Below are 14,701 nucleotides of genomic sequence, written 5' to 3'. Positions count from 1 at the left end.
GTGCATCAGGAATTACCCGCTGGCGAAAGCTTTGGTTTTAGTGGATGTCTGTACATCGAAAGGGGCCTGCGTCGCGGCGTCGGCCCGTATCCAGGCGGCGGCCTGCTCGGCCATCATCAGCGTCGGGCTGTTGGTGTTGCCGCTGGTGATGGTGGGCATCGCACCGGCGTCGACCACGCGCAGGCCGGCGATCCGGCCGCCCCGGCCGTCGCGCACGCGCAGGCGCGAATCCAGCACCGCCATCGGATCGCCATCGGCGCCCATCTTCGTGGTGCCCACCGGGTGGAAGATGGTGGTGGCGATGTCGCCCGCGAGCCGGGCCAGGTCCGTGTCGCTCTGGTACTGCACGCCGGGTTTCCATTCCTCGGGGCGGTACTTGGCCAGCGCGGGCTGGGCGGCGATGCGGCGCGTGACCCGCAGCGAGTCGGCGGCGACCTGCCGGTCCTCGTCGGTGCTGAGGTAGTTGGGCGCGATGGCCGGCGCGTCGGCGAAGCGCGGGCTGCGGATGCGCACGGTGCCGCGGCTGGTCGGGTTGAGGTTGCACACGCTCGCGGTGAAGGCCGGGAAGCGGTGCAGCGGCTCGCCGAAGGCGTCGAGCGAGAGCGGCTGCACGTGGTACTGCAGGTTGGACCACGGGCGATCGGGCGAACTGCGCGTGAAGGCGCCCAGCTGCGAGGGCGCCATGCTCATCGGGCCGCTGCGCTTGAGCAGGTATTCGAGGCCGATCTTCGCCTTGCCGTAGAGCGTGGAGGCCAGGACGTTGAGGGTGGGTGCGTCGGAGATCTTGTAGACGGCGCGGATCTGCAGGTGGTCCTGCAGGTTGGCGCCGACGCCGGGGAGATCGGCCACGACGTCGATGCCGTGGTCGCGCAGCAGCGCGGCGGGACCGATGCCCGAGAGCTGCAGGATCTGCGGCGAGCCGATGCTGCCCGCGCACAGCACCACCTCGCGCGCGGCGCGCACCGTGACCGTCTCGCGGCCGTTCCAGACCTCCGCGCCGGCGCAGCGCAGGCGACCGTCGGGCAGGGTCTCGACGACCAGCCGGGCGACCTGGGCGCCGGTCCACATCGTGAAGTTGGCGCGCTTGGCGCAGGTCGGCCGCAGGAAGGCCTTGGCGGTGTTCCAGCGCCAGCCGTCCTTCTGGTTGACCTGGAAGTAGCCCACGCCCTCGTTGTCGCCGCGGTTGAAGTCGCTCGAATGCGGAATGCCCGCTTCCTGCGCGGCGAGCGCGAACGCGTCCAGGATGTCCCAGCGCAGGCGCTGCTTCTCCACCCGCCATTCGCCGCCCGTGGCGTGGAAGGTGGCGAAGTCGGGGTCGGGGCCGCGCGCTCCCGCCGCCGCGACGGCGGCCGGATCGCCGAGGTAGTGGTCCTCGTGCCGCTTGAAGGCCTGCAGGACCTGGTCCCAGCGCCAGGCGTCGTCGCCGGTGAGCCTGGCCCAGCCGTCGTAGTCGCGCGCCTGGCCGCGCATGTAGATCATCCCGTTGATGCTGGAACAGCCGCCCAGCGTCTTGCCACGCGGATAACGCAGCACGCGACCGTTCAGCCCGGCGTCGGCCTCGGTGCTGTAGAGCCAGTCGGTGCGCGGGTTGCCGATGCAGTAGAGGTAGCCCACCGGGATGTGGATCCAGTGGTAGTCGTCGCGCCGCCCCGCCTCCAGGAGCAGCACGCGGTGGCGGCCGTCCTGGGTCAGGCGGTTGGCCATCAGCGCGCCGGCGGTGCCGCCGCCGATGACGAGGTAGTCGAAGGTCGTGGTGTCGTTCAACGCGTTGTCTCCGCTCGGATGGCGCGTCCCGCCGTTCTTCGACGGTCGGCGGCCTTGTGGTTGCGGCGAGGGTAGCACCGGGGTGGCCGGGCGATGTCGTGCAGGCGTCAGGCCGACGCCGCGAGGCCGGGGATCCGGCGCGGCCCGGCCGCCGGGTCGGGCGTTAGGATGAACGCTTTCGTTAACCGACCGATGCCACGCGCCATGCCACCCGCACCGCCGCTCGCCGACGCGCCCGACACCGGCGCCTCCGGTCCGTCCGACGCGCCCGGTGCGCCGCCGGCCGCCGTGCCGACGGTCGGATCGCGCGACGTCGACGGCGTCGCCTGGGCGATGGCCAGCGGCCGCTGGACGGCGGCGGCGCTGTCCTCGCGCGCGACCTGGACCGCGCTGTCGGGCGCCTTGCAGCGCGTGCCCGCCCGGGACGGCCGGGGCTGGGACCTGCGCGGCATCGAACGGCTCGACCACATCGGCGCGCAGCTGCTGTGGAACCACTGGGGACAGGCCTGGCCGCCGCGCCTGGCCATGGACGCGCCGCACAAGGCCGTGCTCGACCAGTGCGCGCAGTTCACCTGCAGCCTGCCGCCCGAGGTGCCGCCGACGACGGCCGAGCGCCTGAAGTCGTTCGCGCACACCGGCACGCGGCTGGCGATCGTCGTGCGCGACTTCGTGCGGCTGATCGGCCAGTTCGCGCTCGACATCGGCACGCTGGTCCGCGCGCCCCATCGCGGACCCTGGCGCGACATCTCCGGCCAGCTCTACCAGTTCGGTGCCACGGCGCTGCCGATCACGGCGCTGGTGGGGCTGCTGATCGGCGTCGTGCTGGCCTACCTGACCTCGCAGCAGCTGCGCCAGTACGGCGCCGAGACCTTCATCGTCAACATCCTCGGCCTGGCGCTGGTGCGCGAGCTGGGGCCGGTGCTCGCCGCCGTGCTGGTGGCCGGGCGCTCGGGCTCGGCCATCACGGCGCAGATCGGCGTCATGCGCGTGACCGAGGAACTCGACGCCATGCGCGTGATGGGCATCCCGCACGGCTTCCGCCTGGTGATGCCACGCGTGCTGGCCCTGGCCGTCGCGATGCCGCTGATCAGCCTGTGGACCTCGATGGCGGCGCTGTTCGGCGGCATGATCGTGGCCGACCTGTCGCTGGGGATCTCGCCGGCGTTCTTCCTGCAGGCGCTGCCGCGCGCCGTGGCCATGACCAACCTGTGGCTGGCGCTGGCGAAGTCGGCGGTCTTCGGCATCATGATCGCGCTGGTGGCCTGCCACTTCGGCATGCGCGTGCAGCCCAACACCGAGAGCCTGGGGCGCCGCACCACGTCCTCGGTCGTGACCTCCATCACCGTCGTGATCCTGATCGACGCATTGTTCGCGGTGCTGTTCCGGGGCACGGGATTCCGATGACCGACACGCCGACGCCCGACGCGCCGCACCTGGTCGAGATCCGCCGGCTGTGGACGGTCTTCGAGTCCCCCGACGGCGACGAGCAGGTGGTGCACCAGGACCTGGACCTGGACATCCGCCGCGGCGAGGTGCTGTCGCTGGTGGGCGGTTCGGGCACCGGCAAGACGGTGCTGCTGCGCCAGATCCTGGGGCTGGAGCACCCGGCGCGCGGCGAGGTGCGCGTGCTCGGTCAGAAGCCCGGCCAGCACGGCGCGGGCGGGGCGGCGAAGGTCGGCATGCTGTTCCAGCGCGGCGCGCTGTTCTCGGCCTTCAGCGTGCTGGAGAACATCGCCTTCCCCCTGCGCGAACTGCGCCTGCTGCCCGACGCGCTCATCCGCGACGCCGCGCTGGTCAAGCTGCAGATGGTGGGCCTCGGCCCGGAGCACGCCGGCAAGCGGCCCTCGGACCTCTCGGGCGGCATGATCAAGCGCGTGGCGCTGGCGCGCGCGCTCATCATGGACCCGCCGCTGCTGCTGCTCGACGAGCCCACCGCCGGGCTCGACCCGGAGAGTTCCGACGGCTTCTGCGACCTGTTGCGCGGCCTGCACCGCGAGCTCGGCCTCACGGTGGTGATGGTCACGCACGACCTCGACACCCTGTTCGACCTGAGCACGCGCATCGCCGTGCTGGCCGACCGGCGCGTGATCGTCGCGGGCCGGCCGCGCGAGGTGATCGCGCATCCGCACCCGTTCATCCGCGAGTACTTCCTCGGCGGCCGCGGCCGGCGCGCGCTGGAAGCCCTGCACGAGGCGCCCCCCGGCGCCGCCCACAGCTAAGGAATCGACGTCATGGAAAACAAGGCCCACGCCCTCGCCGCCGGTGCCTTCGTGCTCGGGCTGCTCGCCGTGCTGGTCGCGCTGGTGGTCTGGCTCACGCGCGACGACACCGTGCGCGACACCTACGAGCTGTCCACGCGCGACGCCGTCAGCGGCCTGCAGCCGCAGGCGATGGTGCGCTTCCGCGGCATCGGCGTGGGCAAGGTGACGTCGATCGACTTCGACCCCAAGGTGCGCGGCAACGTGCGCGTGCGCCTGACGGTCGACCGCCGCGTGCCGCTCACGCGGTCGAGCTTCGCCACCCTGAGCTACCAGGGCGTCACGGGACTGGCCTTCATCGCGCTGGACGACAAGGGCGAATCGCAGGTCGCGCTGGTGCCCGACGAGGCCGACCCGCCGCGCCTGCCGCTGCGCCAGTCGATGATGGCGCAGCTCCAGGACCGTGGCCAGGCCATCCTCGACCAGGTCGAGCAGGTCACCCGGCGCGCCAACACGCTGATGGGCGACGACAACCAGAAGCGCATCGCCGACGCGCTGGAGAACGTCGCGCAGTCCACCGCCAGCGTCGCCCAGCTCACGAAGCAGCTCGACACGACGATGAAGACCGGCGTGCAGCCCGCGCTCGCCGCGCTGCCGCCGCTCATGGCGCGCGCCGGCGACACGATGGGCACGGTGCGCACGGCCGCCGGCGACATCTCGCGCGTGGCCAACAACCTCAACGCCACGGTCGGGCGCATCACCGCCGCCGACGGCCCGCTCGACCGGCTGGGTACCGGCACGCAGGGCCTGGCGCAGGCGGTCGACTCGTTCAACAACGCGACCCTGCCGCGCCTCAACCGCGTCGCCGAGGACACCTCGCGCGCCGTGCGCCGCCTGGGCCGCGCGGCCGACGGCATCAACGACAACCCGCAGTCGCTGCTGTTCGGCAATGGCGGCACGGCGGCGGGACCGGGCGAGCCGGGCTTCGCCGCGCCGGCGGCCGCGCGGCCCTGAGCCCTTTTTCCAAGCACCCAGCCCCACCGAGGCGACGACCACCATGACACGCTCCGCCCCGTCCCGCATCCCGTTCTCCGCCCCGGCCGCCGCCGCGCTGGGCCTGGCGGCGCTGCTGGCGCTGTCCGGTTGCGGCGCGCTGCCCGACCGGCCGGCGCGCGCCGTGCTCTACGACTTCGGCCCCGGCCCGGTCGGCCCGTCGCCGGATGCGGTGGCGCCCGGCCCGGCCCCGGCCGCCGCCCAGCCGGCCCTGGCGCTGGCGGAGATCGAATCCACCACGCGCCTGGAGAGCACCCAGGTGCTCTACCGCCTGGGCTATGCCGATGCCAACGAGCTGCGTCCCTATGCCCAGGCGCGCTGGAGCGTGACGCCGGTGCAGCTGGTGCAGCACCGCCTGCGCGACGCGCTGGCGGGCAACCGCACCGTGCTCACCACCGGCGAGAGCGCCACGCTCGCGCGCACCCAGGGCCAGCGCCCGAACACGCTGCGCGTGTCGCTGGAGGAGTTCACCCATTACTTCGAGGCGCCCTCGGCCAGTTCGGGCCTGGTGCGCCTGCGCGCCACGCTGGTCCAGAGCACGCCCGCCGGCGAGCGCGTGCTGGCGCAGCGCGCGTTCGCGGCGCGGCGTCCGGCGCCCAGCGCCGACGCCCCCGGCGGTGTCAGGGCCCTGGCCGCGGCGAGCGATGCGGCGATCGCCGAGCTGGTCGCGTGGGTCGACGCCACGCGCTGAGCCGCCCGCCCGGCGCCGGCGCCGGACGCCTCAGCCCGCCGTCGAGCGCCCCAGGATCGGGAACAGCTTGCCCAGTCCGTCGGCCATGACCTCGACGGCCAGGGCGGCGAGGATCAGACCCATCAGCCGCGTCATCACGTTGATGCCGGTCTTGCCCAGCACGCGCGCGATGGGCACCGCCAGCGAGAACGCCACGCCGGTGGCCAGCCCGATCACCACGCCGTAGCCCACCAGCGTCGCCAGCTGCCAGACGTGCTGCGTCTTCTCGGCGTAGATGACCACGGTGGACATCGTGGCCGGGCCGGTCAGCAGCGGAATGGTCAGGGGCACCACCGCGATCGAGGCGCCCAGCGAGGCCTTCACCTCGGTCGCGCGGATCTCCTCCTTGCTGGTCTTGGCCTCGGCCGGCTGGGCGTTGAGCATGTTGAGCGAGCTGATGAGCAGCAGCATGCCGCCGCCGACCTGGAAGCTCGCGATGGTGATGCCGAAGAAGCCCAGCAGCTGCAGCCCCAGCAGCGCGCTCACCGCGATCACCATGAAGGCGCTGAACGCCGACACCCACGCCGTGCGCCGTCGCTGGCGCTCGGTGTAGCCCTGCGTGTAGTGGATGAAGAACGGCACGATGGCCAGCGGATTGACGATCGCCAGCAGCGTGATCAGCGGCTTGATGAGGTCCATGGTGGCCATCGACGGCGCGTCCTCAGCGGCCTCCGGTCACGTCGAGGAGGGTGCCCGTGGTGTAGCTCGCCTCGTCCGAGAGCAGCCAGACGATCGCCGTGGCGATCTCCTCGGCGCGGCCGACGCGCTTCATCGGCACGGTGGGCGCCAGGTCGAAGGCGCGCCGGGGCAGGCCGCCCGAGGCGTGGATCTCGGTGTCGATGAGGCCGGGACGCACGGCGTTCACGCGGATGCCCTCGTCGGCCACCTCCTTGGCCAGGCCGACGGTGAAGGTGTCGATCGCGCCCTTGCTGGCGGCGTAGTCGACGTACTGCCCGGGAGCGCCCAGGCGCGCCGCGACGCTGGAGAGGTTGACGATCGAGCCGCCCGCGCCGCCGTGCGCGGTGCTCATGCGCCGCACCGCCTCGCGCGCGCAGACGAAGCTGCCCACGACGTTGATGCGCAGCATGCGTTCCAGGCGCGCCACGTCCATGGCGTCGACGCGCGACGTGCGATCGACCACGCCGGCGTTGTTGACCAGCCCGCCCAGCGGGCCGAGCTTGGCGTCGATCCGCTCGTACATGGCCATCACCTGCGCCTCGTCGCCGACGTCCGCCGCCACCGCGATGGCCGTGCCGCCCTCGGCGCGGATGGCGCGCACGACCTCGTCGGCGGCCAGGGAGTTGCTGGCGTAGTTCACCGCCACGGCCCAGCCCCGGCGCGCGGCGAGCCGCGCGGTGGCGGCGCCGATCCCGCGGCTCGCGCCGGTCACCAGAAGCACTTTCGGTCCTGAAGTCTCCAAAGCCCACCTCCTGCACAGAAACTGCGCGTCAGTTAAAAACCCCGTCCGGATTACATCACCCGAGGAGCGATCGCATGACACGCACCACCGTCGACTACTACTTCACGCCGCAGAGCCCCTGGACCTACCTGGGCCACGCGCGCTTCGCCGACATCGCGCGGCGCGCCGGCGCCGAGGTGCGCGTGCGGCCGGTCGACCTGGGCGCCGTGTTCCCGGTGTCGGGCGGGCTGCCGCTGGGCAAGCGCGCGCCGCAGCGCCAGGCCTACCGCCTGGTCGAGATGGCGCGCTTCTCGCGGCACCTGGACCTGCCGATCAACCCGCAGCCCAAGTTCTTCCCGGTCGCCGGCGACGACGCCTCCAGGCTCATCATCGCCGCCGACCTGCACGACGGCACCGAGGCCGCGATGGCGCTGTGCGGGGCGATCTTCGCCGCCGTGTGGGTGCAGGAGCGCAACATCGGCGACCCGGCGGTGCTCGAGGCCATCGCCGCGGAGTGCGGCCTCGACGCGCGCCGCACCGAGCAGGCGCACAGCCAGGCCGTGCAGGAGCGCTACGACGACTACACCCGCCAGGCCATCGAGGCCAAGGTGTTCGGCGCGCCGAGCTACGTGGTCGAGGGCGAGATCTTCTGGGGCCAGGACCGGCTCGACTTCGTCGAGCGGGCGCTCCGGGCGCGGGCCTGAACGCCGGCGCCCGGAGGCTCCTTCCATGCACCTCTTCCTTCTTTCCGACGCCCTTCCTTCCCCATCTTCCAGGAGACCCAAGACCATGAGCCAATCCATCGACCTCGACGCCAAGGACGGCCACCGATTCCCCGCCTACGTGGCCGAACCGGCCGGGCAGCCCCGGGGTGCGATCGTCGTGCTGCAGGAGATCTTCGGCGTCAATTCGCACATCCGCTCGGTGGCCGACGGCTACGCGGCCGCGGGCTACCTGGCGGTGGCGCCGGCCACGTTCCACCGCGTGAAGCCCGGCGTCGAGCTCGGCTACACCGGCGACGACATGCAGGCCGGCTCCGCCCTGAAGGCGGCCGTCGAGGCGCTGCCCGCGCCCGGCGTGCTGCAGGACGTGCAGGCGGCCGTCGACTACGCGGCGCGCGCGGGCAAGGTCGGCATCGTGGGTTTCTGCTGGGGCGGCCTGCTGACCTGGCGCGCCGCGGCGTCGGTGTCGGGCCTGGCGGCGGCCGTGCCCTACTACGGTGGCGGCATGACCACGCCCGAGGAATCGGCGCGCCAGCCGAAGGTGCCGGTGCTGGCGCACTTCGGCGAACGCGACCACTGGATTCCCGTCGACACGGTCGAGGCCTTCAAGGTGGCGCATCCGGAGGTCGAGGTGCACGTCTACGCCGCCGACCACGGCTTCAACTGCGACCAGCGCGGCTCGCACGATGCCGAGGCGGCGACGCTCGCCGGGGAGCGCACCCTGGCGTTCTTCCGTCGGCACGTCGGCTGATCGGGGGGGCCGCAGCGGCGGCGGATTGTTCGTGTTTCGTGAACACCGTGGTCGCGCTCCGGGGCGGTTGGCGACGTCGATCGCGCTCAGAATTCCATGCACAGGCTGGCATCCGAGGCAAGCCTGACAAACCCCAAAGAAGAGAGCCGAACATGAAGACCGCCCAGATCATCGCCACCGCCGCATTCGCCCTGCTCGCCACCGCCGGCGCACACGCGGACGTCTACGACTACGTGCCCAACGTTCCGACCACCAGCGTGGTGTCGCGTTCGGAGACCCAGGCCCAGGCCATCGCCGCCGCCCATGGCGCGGACGTCTACCGCCAGAGCGCCATGTCCGGCGTGGTGCCGACCCGCACGTCGGCCCAGGACCGCGTGGCCGTCCGTGCCGGTGCCGTGGCCGCGGCGCACGCGCCCTACCAGAACATGCAGACCTCGTCGTTCGTGAACAGCCGTGTGCCGGCCGGTCGCGGCAACGGTTTCTCCGTGTTCTGATCGAGACCCTCCCGGACCGGGTGCATCCCGTCCCGGGACACGGGATGTCCACGAAGCCGGACGGCGCGCCCTGCGCCGTCCGGCTTCGTGCTTTCAGCGGGGGCGCGCGGCGGCCGGCGCGTCGCCGAGGTGGGTCTGCAGGAAGTCCAGCAGCGCGCGCAGGGCGGCGCTGTTGTGCCGGCGCTGGAGGTAGGCCGCCGACAGCCAGATGTCGCGGCGCGCGTGGCCCTGCAACACGGCCACCAGTTCGCCGTGGTCGATCTGCGAGCGCACCAGCATCGACGGCACGTAGAGCACGCCGAAGCCCTGCATCGCCACCTGGATGAGCGGGGCGAGCTCGGTGGCGTCCATGCGGCTTCTCAGCGGCACGTCGACGGGCCGGCCGTCGACCTCGAAGCGCCAGTGCGGATTCGGCCCCAGGCGCGAGTAGGTGAGCGCGTCGTGCCGCGCCAGGTCGTCCGGCTGCGTCGGCACGCCGTGCTGCTTCCAGTACCGGGGCGAGGCGCACACCACCAGCGGCACCTGCCGGAGCTTGCGCACGATCAGGTTCTCGTCGGCGACCGGGCCGAAGCGCAGGGCCAGGTCCACCGCCTCCTCGGCCATGTCGACCGTGCGGTTGCTCAGGTGCAGGCTCAGGTGCACCTCCGGGTAGTGGCCCATGAAGCGGGCCAGCAGGCGCGGCAGGTCGCCCTGGCCCATGCCGTGCGGCGCCGAGATGCGCAGCCGCCCGGTCGGGCGGCTCGCGTGCGCCTGGAGTTCGTCGCGCGTCAGGCTCAGCATCTCCATGACCGGGCCGCTGCGCTCGAGCAGCAGCGCGCCGGCATCGGTCAGGCTGACCGAGCGCGTCGACCGGTTGAGCAGCCGCACGCCCAGGCGCGTCTCCAGCTCGGCCACGTACTTGCTCACGGTCGCCCGGGCCAGGCCCAGGCGTGTGGCGGCGCGCGAGAAGCTGCCCTGTTCGGCGACGTCGCGGAAGGTCTTCAGCAGTTCGAGCGTGTCCATGCGGCGTGGTGGCGCGTCGCCGCTCAGCGTGCCGTGCGCGCCAGGTAGCGCTTGCGCCAGAACAGCGCCACCAGCCCGAACGCGGTCACGCCCATCGACCCCATCGCGATCCAGAACCCATCGGCCTTGTGCACCAGCGGAATGAACTCGAAGTTCATCCCGAAGATGCCGGCGATCAGGTTGAGCGGCAGGAAGACGGCCGTCAGCACGGTGAGCACCCGCATGATGTCATTGGTGCGGTGGCTCTGGACGCTGAAGTGCATCTGCACGGCGGTCTCGGCGTTCTGCTCGAGCCGGCGCACGTGGTGGACGACGCGCTCGATGTGCTCGAGCACGTCGCGGCTGCGCACCAGCACCAGTTCGCGCTCGCGCGCGTCGCCGGGCGAGTCGGGCTGGGGCAGGGTCTCCAGGGCGTCGATCCAGTCCTGCAACGCGGCGCGCTGGTCCTCGCAGATCTCGTCGAGGTGGTGCAGCGACTGGCGCGCGTCCATCAGGGCGCTCCAGTTGGTGAAGCGGCTCTTGGGGTCGATGAGTTCGGCCTGCCAGTGGTCGAGCTGCCGGGTCAGCTGGCGCCGCAGGTCGAGGTAGCCGTCGACGATCTGGTTGGCCAGGCGCAGCATGAGGTCGGCCGGGCTGGTGGGAATGCGCGTGCTGACGGCCCGGGCGTCGAGCGCCGGCGTCACGGCGCCCTCGCGGACGCCGTTGCCGCTGCCGCGCACGGCGGCCAGCAGCTTCTGCGCGTAGGCGTCGCGCACCGCGCCGTCCTCCGGGTGCACCGACAGCAGCACGCGATCGAACACCGCGAAGCCGACCGGCCGGGTGTCCACGCGCCGCAGCACGGGCGGGCCGCCGCCACGCGCCGGCGGGGTGGCCGCGGCGGGCGCGTCGCCGGTCGCGTCGGTGCCCGTGCCCGCCAGCGCCCCGGCCGCCAGCCGGCGCAGCACCAGCACGTCGTAGAGCGAGGTGTAGTCGTAATGCGAGGGGAGCTGGTCGTTGAGCAGGTCGCTCACGTGCAGGTCGAGCAGCTGCGTGCCGCACAGGGCTTCGAGCACCGGCTGCACCCGGGCCAGCTCGGCGCGCAGTTCAGAGCGCGTGAGCGACAGCCACAGGTACCCGCCCTGGCAGGCGCCGGGCCGGGCGAGCGGTGCCAGCGTCGGATGCTCGTCGACCCGGGCGCCGTGGATTTCGAAGATCCGCACGGTGCGCGCCGCGTCGGCTCAGGCCTGCTGGCGACGCAGCAGGCGCGCCGCGTCGAGCGCGAAGTACGTCAGCACGCCGTCTGCGCCGGCGCGCTTGAAGGCCAGCAGGCTCTCCATCATCACGGCCTCGCGGTCGAGCCAGCCGTTCTGCGCCGCCGCCATCAGCATCGCGTACTCGCCGCTGACCTGATAGGCGAAGGTGGGCACGCGGAACTCGTCCTTCACGCGGCGCACGATGTCCAGGTAGGGCATCCCGGGCTTAACCATCACCATGTCGGCGCCTTCGGCGATGTCGATGGCGACCTCGCGCAGGGCCTCGTCGGTGTTGCCCGGGTCCATCTGGTAGACCTTCTTGTTGCTCTTGCCGAGGTTGCCGGCCGAGCCCACGGCATCGCGGAACGGGCCGTAGAAGGCGCTCGCGTACTTGGCGCTGTAGGCCATGATCCGCGTGTGGATGTCGCCGTTGGCCTCGAGCGCGTCGCGGATGGCGCCGATGCGCCCGTCCATCATGTCGCTCGGCGCCACGATGTCGACGCCGGCGGCGGCCTGGGCCAGCGCCTGCTGCGCCAGGACCTCGACGGTGGCGTCGTTGATCACGTAGCCGTCGTCGTCGAGCAGACCGTCCTGGCCGTGGCTGGTGTAGGGGTCGAGGGCGACGTCGGTGAGCACACCCAGCGCCGGAAAGCGCTGCTTGAGCGCGGCGACCACGCGCGGGATCAGGCCGTCGGGGTTGAAGGCCTCGTCGCCCGACGGGGTCTTGAGCGCCGGGTCGATGACCGGAAACAGCGCCATCACCGGGATGCCCAGCGCGACGCACTCCTCGGCCACCGGCAGCAGCGTGTCCAGGCTCAGCCGCGCCACGCCCGGCATCGAGGCGATGGCGTCGCGGCGGCGTTCGCCTTCCTGCACGAACACCGGATAGATCAGGTCGTGCGTGGTCAGCGCGTGCTCGCGCACGAGGTTGCGCGTGAAGGCGTCGCGGCGCAGGCGCCGGGGACGCCCGGCGGGAAAGGAGGCATGGAAGGTCATGCCGAAAATTGTGCCCCATGTGATCGCCGCCCCGGCGTTCGCGGGTCCCGGACGCGCTGCATCATCAATGCACTACGGAAGTTCCAACGGCCGCGAGCGTGGCGACATCCTGTACGGATGAACGCTTACAAACACGGTTGATCGAACCTGAAGTATTTGTTAAATTCCGCGCCGGGCGGCTTGCCGCTCCCCGCTTTTCCTCCCTGAGCGGGTGCCTTGATGTGTGACAGCAAAAGGGCTTCCCAGCCCGACGTGTCTGCGTCGGGCTTTTTTTTTGCCCATCGGCCGGGGCCGTCGACGGGTGCGGGGAAGCGTCACGTCGGCCCACTAAACTGCCGCGATGCTCTGGATCAAGTCGCTTCACATCGTTTTCATCGCCAGCTGGTTCGCCGGCCTGTTCTACCTGCCGCGCATCTTCGTCAATCTGGCGCAGGTGCCCGCCGGCTCCGTCGCCGAGCGCGCGCGTCTGCTGCTGATGGCGCGCCGGCTGCTGCGCTTCACGACCGTCCTCGCCGTGCCCGCCCTGGGACTCGGCCTGTGGCTGTGGGGCGTCTACGGCATCGGGCGCGGGCCGGGCAGCGGCTGGATGCATGCCAAGCTCGCGCTGGTGCTGCTGGTGGTGGGCTATCACCACAGCTGCGGCGTGCTGCTGCGGCGCTTCTCCAACGGCACCAGCCAGCGCAGCGAGCGCTGGTTCCGCTGGTACAACGAGGTGCCGGTGGTGCTGCTGCTGGCCATCGTCGTGCTGGTGGTCGTCAAGCCGTTCTGATGCCAAGGAAGTCCTGACCCTCACGGGGACGGCGCCGTGTCCGTCCCGGATCCTCCCGCGTGAAGCTGCCGCGCCTCGTCTCCGCCGCATTGCCACTGACGCTCGCCTACGCGGCGCTGATCGCCTATGCGAGTCTCTACCCGTTCGCGGACTGGCGTGACCAGGGCATCGCTCCCTGGGCCTACCTGGCGGCGCCGTGGCCCCGGTACTGGACCGGCTTCGACTTCGGCATCAACGTCGCGGGCTACGTGCCGATGGGGTTCCTCGCCGCGCTGACGGTGCTGCGCACGCGCCCGCACGCCGGCGTGTCGCAGGCGGTGCTGCGCGCCACCCTCGCCGGCGCCGCGGTGTCCTTCGCCATGGAGACGCTGCAGAGCTACCTGCCGGTGCGCATTCCCTCCAACGTCGACCTGGCGCTCAACGCCGCCGGCACCTTCGCCGGCGCGGCGCTGGCCGCCGGGCTGGAGCGCGCCGGCGCCGTCGCGCGCTGGAGCCGCGTGCGCTCGCACTGGTTCGTCCCGGACGCCAGCGGTGCGCTGGTGCTGCTGGCGCTGTGGCCGGTCGCGCTGCTGTTCCCGGCGGCGGTGACCTTCGGGCTGGGCCAGGTCTTCGAGCGGCTGGAGACGGCGATCGCGGAGTGGCTGCTCGACACGCCGTTCATCGACTGGCTGCCGGTGCGCCAGTTCGAGCTGGAGCCACTGGTGCCGGGCGTGGAACTGCTGTGCGTGATGCTGGGCGCGCTGGTGCCGTGCCTGCTCGCGTTCATGGTGACGCGCTCGGCGTCGCGCCGCGCGGTCGTGCTGGCACTGACGCTGTCGGCCGGGGTCGCCGCGAGCGCGCTGTCGGCGGCGCTGAGCTACGGGCCCGAGCACGCCTGGGCCTGGCTCAGTCCGCCGGTGCAGGTCGGCATCGCCGCCGCGGCGCTGGCGGGCGCGGCGCTGCTGGGTGCCCCGCGCCGACTCTGCGCGGCCCTGCTGCTGCTGGCCCTGGCGCTGCACCTGGGCCTGCTCAACCAGGCGCCCGAGAGCGCCTACTTCGCCGAAACGCTGGCCCGCTGGGAGCAGGGGCGCTTCATCCGCTTCCACGGCCTGGCCCAGTGGGTCGGCTGGCTCTGGCCCTTCGCGACGCTGGGCTACGTCCTCGCGGCGCTGTCCCGGCGTCCGCGCCAAACCTAGAATCGATCGATGCCTTCCACTCCCGCCTCTTCCCCCGTGGCCACCGCGCCGACGCCCGGCGCGCCCGGCTATTACGAGCGCCACATCTTCTTCTGCCTGAACGAGCGCAAGGGTGGCGAGGACTCGTGCGCCCTGCACGACGCGCAGAACGGTTTCGACCGCTGCAAGTCGCGCGTCAAGGAAGCGGGCCTGTCGGGCGCGGGCAAGGTGCGCGTCAACAAGGCCGGTTGCCTGGACCGCTGCGCGGGCGGCCCGGTCGCCGTGGTCTATCCGGAGGCGGTCTGGTACACCTTCGTCGACGGGGACGACATCGACGAGATCGTCGAGTCGCACCTGAAGCACGGCCGCGTCGTGGAGCGGCTCGTGCTGCCACCGGACGTGGGCCGGTGAAGCCGGCGGCAACGGCCAGGACCCCA

The 14,701-nt window shown here is 72.0% G+C and carries 16 protein-coding genes; 10 read left to right on the top strand and 6 right to left on the bottom strand.

The annotated features are described in order from the left end of the window. Positions 1–12 precede the first annotated feature (12 nt). Positions 13–1,764, bottom strand: a complete 1,752-nt coding sequence (locus NF681_18320) for a GMC family oxidoreductase N-terminal domain-containing protein (GenBank protein UST54195.1) — start codon at positions 1,762–1,764, stop codon at positions 13–15. A 204-nt stretch (positions 1,765–1,968) separates the two neighbouring features. On the opposite strand from NF681_18320, the gene NF681_18315 reads away from it, so the two are divergent. From NF681_18315 to NF681_18300, 4 genes are read left to right on the top strand one after another with little or no spacing between them, the layout of a single operon-like run. Beyond that, positions 1,969–3,168 (top strand): ABC transporter permease, encoded by a 1,200-nt coding sequence (locus tag NF681_18315; GenBank protein UST54194.1) that lies wholly within the window; start codon positions 1,969–1,971, stop codon positions 3,166–3,168. Beyond that, complete coding sequence (locus NF681_18310; GenBank protein UST54193.1) at positions 3,165–3,983, top strand: ATP-binding cassette domain-containing protein; 819 nt, start codon at positions 3,165–3,167, stop codon at positions 3,981–3,983. Before NF681_18315 ends, NF681_18310 begins: the two co-directional genes overlap by 4 nt. Positions 3,984–3,995: 12 nt before the next feature. Beyond that, positions 3,996–4,976 carry an MlaD family protein gene (locus NF681_18305; protein ID UST54192.1) on the top strand — a complete coding sequence of 327 codons (981 nt, stop codon included), beginning with the start codon at positions 3,996–3,998 and terminating at the stop codon, positions 4,974–4,976. 43 nt (positions 4,977–5,019) lie between these two features. Further along, positions 5,020–5,706: a PqiC family protein gene (locus NF681_18300; GenBank protein ID UST54191.1), complete on the top strand. Its 687-nt coding sequence runs from the start codon at positions 5,020–5,022 to the stop codon at positions 5,704–5,706. Between the two features lie 30 nt (positions 5,707–5,736). Here the strand turns inward: NF681_18300 and NF681_18295 are convergent, their stop codons facing one another. Then, positions 5,737–6,384, bottom strand: coding sequence for an NAAT family transporter (locus NF681_18295; GenBank protein UST55839.1), 648 nt, complete (start codon positions 6,382–6,384; stop codon positions 5,737–5,739). Between the two features lie 22 nt (positions 6,385–6,406). After that, the gene (locus tag NF681_18290) at positions 6,407–7,138 is read right to left on the bottom strand and encodes an SDR family oxidoreductase (GenBank protein UST55838.1); all 732 of its coding nucleotides are present in this window, start codon (positions 7,136–7,138) and stop codon (positions 6,407–6,409) included. A 101-nt stretch (positions 7,139–7,239) separates the two neighbouring features. Here NF681_18290 and NF681_18285 point away from each other — a divergent pair, with 101 nt between their 5' ends. From NF681_18285 to NF681_18275, 3 genes are all read left to right on the top strand, one after another. Further along, positions 7,240–7,848: a 2-hydroxychromene-2-carboxylate isomerase gene (locus NF681_18285; GenBank protein UST54190.1), complete on the top strand. Its 609-nt coding sequence runs from the start codon at positions 7,240–7,242 to the stop codon at positions 7,846–7,848. 85 nt (positions 7,849–7,933) lie between these two features. After that, positions 7,934–8,617, top strand: coding sequence for a dienelactone hydrolase family protein (locus tag NF681_18280; GenBank protein ID UST54189.1), 684 nt, complete (start codon positions 7,934–7,936; stop codon positions 8,615–8,617). A gap of 152 nt (positions 8,618–8,769) precedes the next feature. Then, positions 8,770–9,111 (top strand): alpha/beta hydrolase, encoded by a 342-nt coding sequence (locus NF681_18275; protein UST54188.1) that lies wholly within the window; start codon positions 8,770–8,772, stop codon positions 9,109–9,111. 93 nt (positions 9,112–9,204) lie between these two features. Here NF681_18275 and NF681_18270 read toward each other — a convergent pair whose 3' ends face one another. The 3 genes from NF681_18270 to hemB are packed head-to-tail and all read right to left on the bottom strand — an operon-like array spanning position 9,205 to position 12,341. Next, positions 9,205–10,113 (bottom strand): LysR family transcriptional regulator, encoded by a 909-nt coding sequence (locus NF681_18270; GenBank protein UST54187.1) that lies wholly within the window; start codon positions 10,111–10,113, stop codon positions 9,205–9,207. A gap of 23 nt (positions 10,114–10,136) precedes the next feature. Beyond that, positions 10,137–11,312: a magnesium transporter CorA family protein gene (locus NF681_18265; GenBank protein ID UST54186.1), complete on the bottom strand. Its 1,176-nt coding sequence runs from the start codon at positions 11,310–11,312 to the stop codon at positions 10,137–10,139. A gap of 18 nt (positions 11,313–11,330) precedes the next feature. Further along, positions 11,331–12,341 carry a porphobilinogen synthase gene (gene hemB, locus NF681_18260; protein ID UST54185.1) on the bottom strand — a complete coding sequence of 337 codons (1,011 nt, stop codon included), beginning with the start codon at positions 12,339–12,341 and terminating at the stop codon, positions 11,331–11,333. A 340-nt stretch (positions 12,342–12,681) separates the two neighbouring features. On the opposite strand from hemB, the gene NF681_18255 reads away from it, so the two are divergent. From NF681_18255 to NF681_18245, 3 genes are read left to right on the top strand one after another with little or no spacing between them, the layout of a single operon-like run. Continuing rightward, positions 12,682–13,110, top strand: a complete 429-nt coding sequence (locus NF681_18255; GenBank protein ID UST54184.1) for a CopD family protein — start codon at positions 12,682–12,684, stop codon at positions 13,108–13,110. 59 nt (positions 13,111–13,169) lie between these two features. Next, positions 13,170–14,285, top strand: a complete 1,116-nt coding sequence (locus NF681_18250; protein ID UST54183.1) for a VanZ family protein — start codon at positions 13,170–13,172, stop codon at positions 14,283–14,285. Positions 14,286–14,294: 9 nt separating this feature from the next. Next, positions 14,295–14,675, top strand: a complete 381-nt coding sequence (locus tag NF681_18245) for a (2Fe-2S) ferredoxin domain-containing protein (GenBank protein ID UST54182.1) — start codon at positions 14,295–14,297, stop codon at positions 14,673–14,675. The last annotated feature ends 26 nt before the right edge of the window (positions 14,676–14,701 follow it).

It is taken from the genome of Comamonadaceae bacterium OTU4NAUVB1 (assembly GCA_024372625.1).
Lineage (GTDB): Bacteria > Pseudomonadota > Gammaproteobacteria > Burkholderiales > Burkholderiaceae_C > Variovorax.
The sequence above is the reverse complement of the archived record's forward strand: the minus strand, read 5'-3'. Positions and strand labels throughout refer to the sequence as shown.

Bases quoted from the DNA above. Each gene is read 5' to 3' on its own strand.
- NF681_18315 (UST54194.1), top strand. From the start codon at position 1,969: ATGCCACCCGCACCGCCGCTCGCCGACGCGCCCGACACCGGCGCCTCC.
- NF681_18310 (UST54193.1), top strand. From the start codon at position 3,165: ATGACCGACACGCCGACGCCCGACGCGCCGCACCTGGTCGAGATCCGC.
- NF681_18305 (UST54192.1), top strand. From the start codon at position 3,996: ATGGAAAACAAGGCCCACGCCCTCGCCGCCGGTGCCTTCGTGCTCGGG.
- NF681_18300 (UST54191.1), top strand. From the start codon at position 5,020: ATGACACGCTCCGCCCCGTCCCGCATCCCGTTCTCCGCCCCGGCCGCC.
- NF681_18295 (UST55839.1), bottom strand. From the start codon at position 6,384: ATGGACCTCATCAAGCCGCTGATCACGCTGCTGGCGATCGTCAATCCG.
- NF681_18285 (UST54190.1), top strand. From the start codon at position 7,240: ATGACACGCACCACCGTCGACTACTACTTCACGCCGCAGAGCCCCTGG.
- NF681_18280 (UST54189.1), top strand. From the start codon at position 7,934: ATGAGCCAATCCATCGACCTCGACGCCAAGGACGGCCACCGATTCCCC.
- NF681_18275 (UST54188.1), top strand. From the start codon at position 8,770: ATGAAGACCGCCCAGATCATCGCCACCGCCGCATTCGCCCTGCTCGCC.
- NF681_18270 (UST54187.1), bottom strand. From the start codon at position 10,113: ATGGACACGCTCGAACTGCTGAAGACCTTCCGCGACGTCGCCGAACAG.
- hemB (UST54185.1), bottom strand. From the start codon at position 12,341: ATGACCTTCCATGCCTCCTTTCCCGCCGGGCGTCCCCGGCGCCTGCGC.
- NF681_18255 (UST54184.1), top strand. From the start codon at position 12,682: ATGCTCTGGATCAAGTCGCTTCACATCGTTTTCATCGCCAGCTGGTTC.
- NF681_18245 (UST54182.1), top strand. From the start codon at position 14,295: ATGCCTTCCACTCCCGCCTCTTCCCCCGTGGCCACCGCGCCGACGCCC.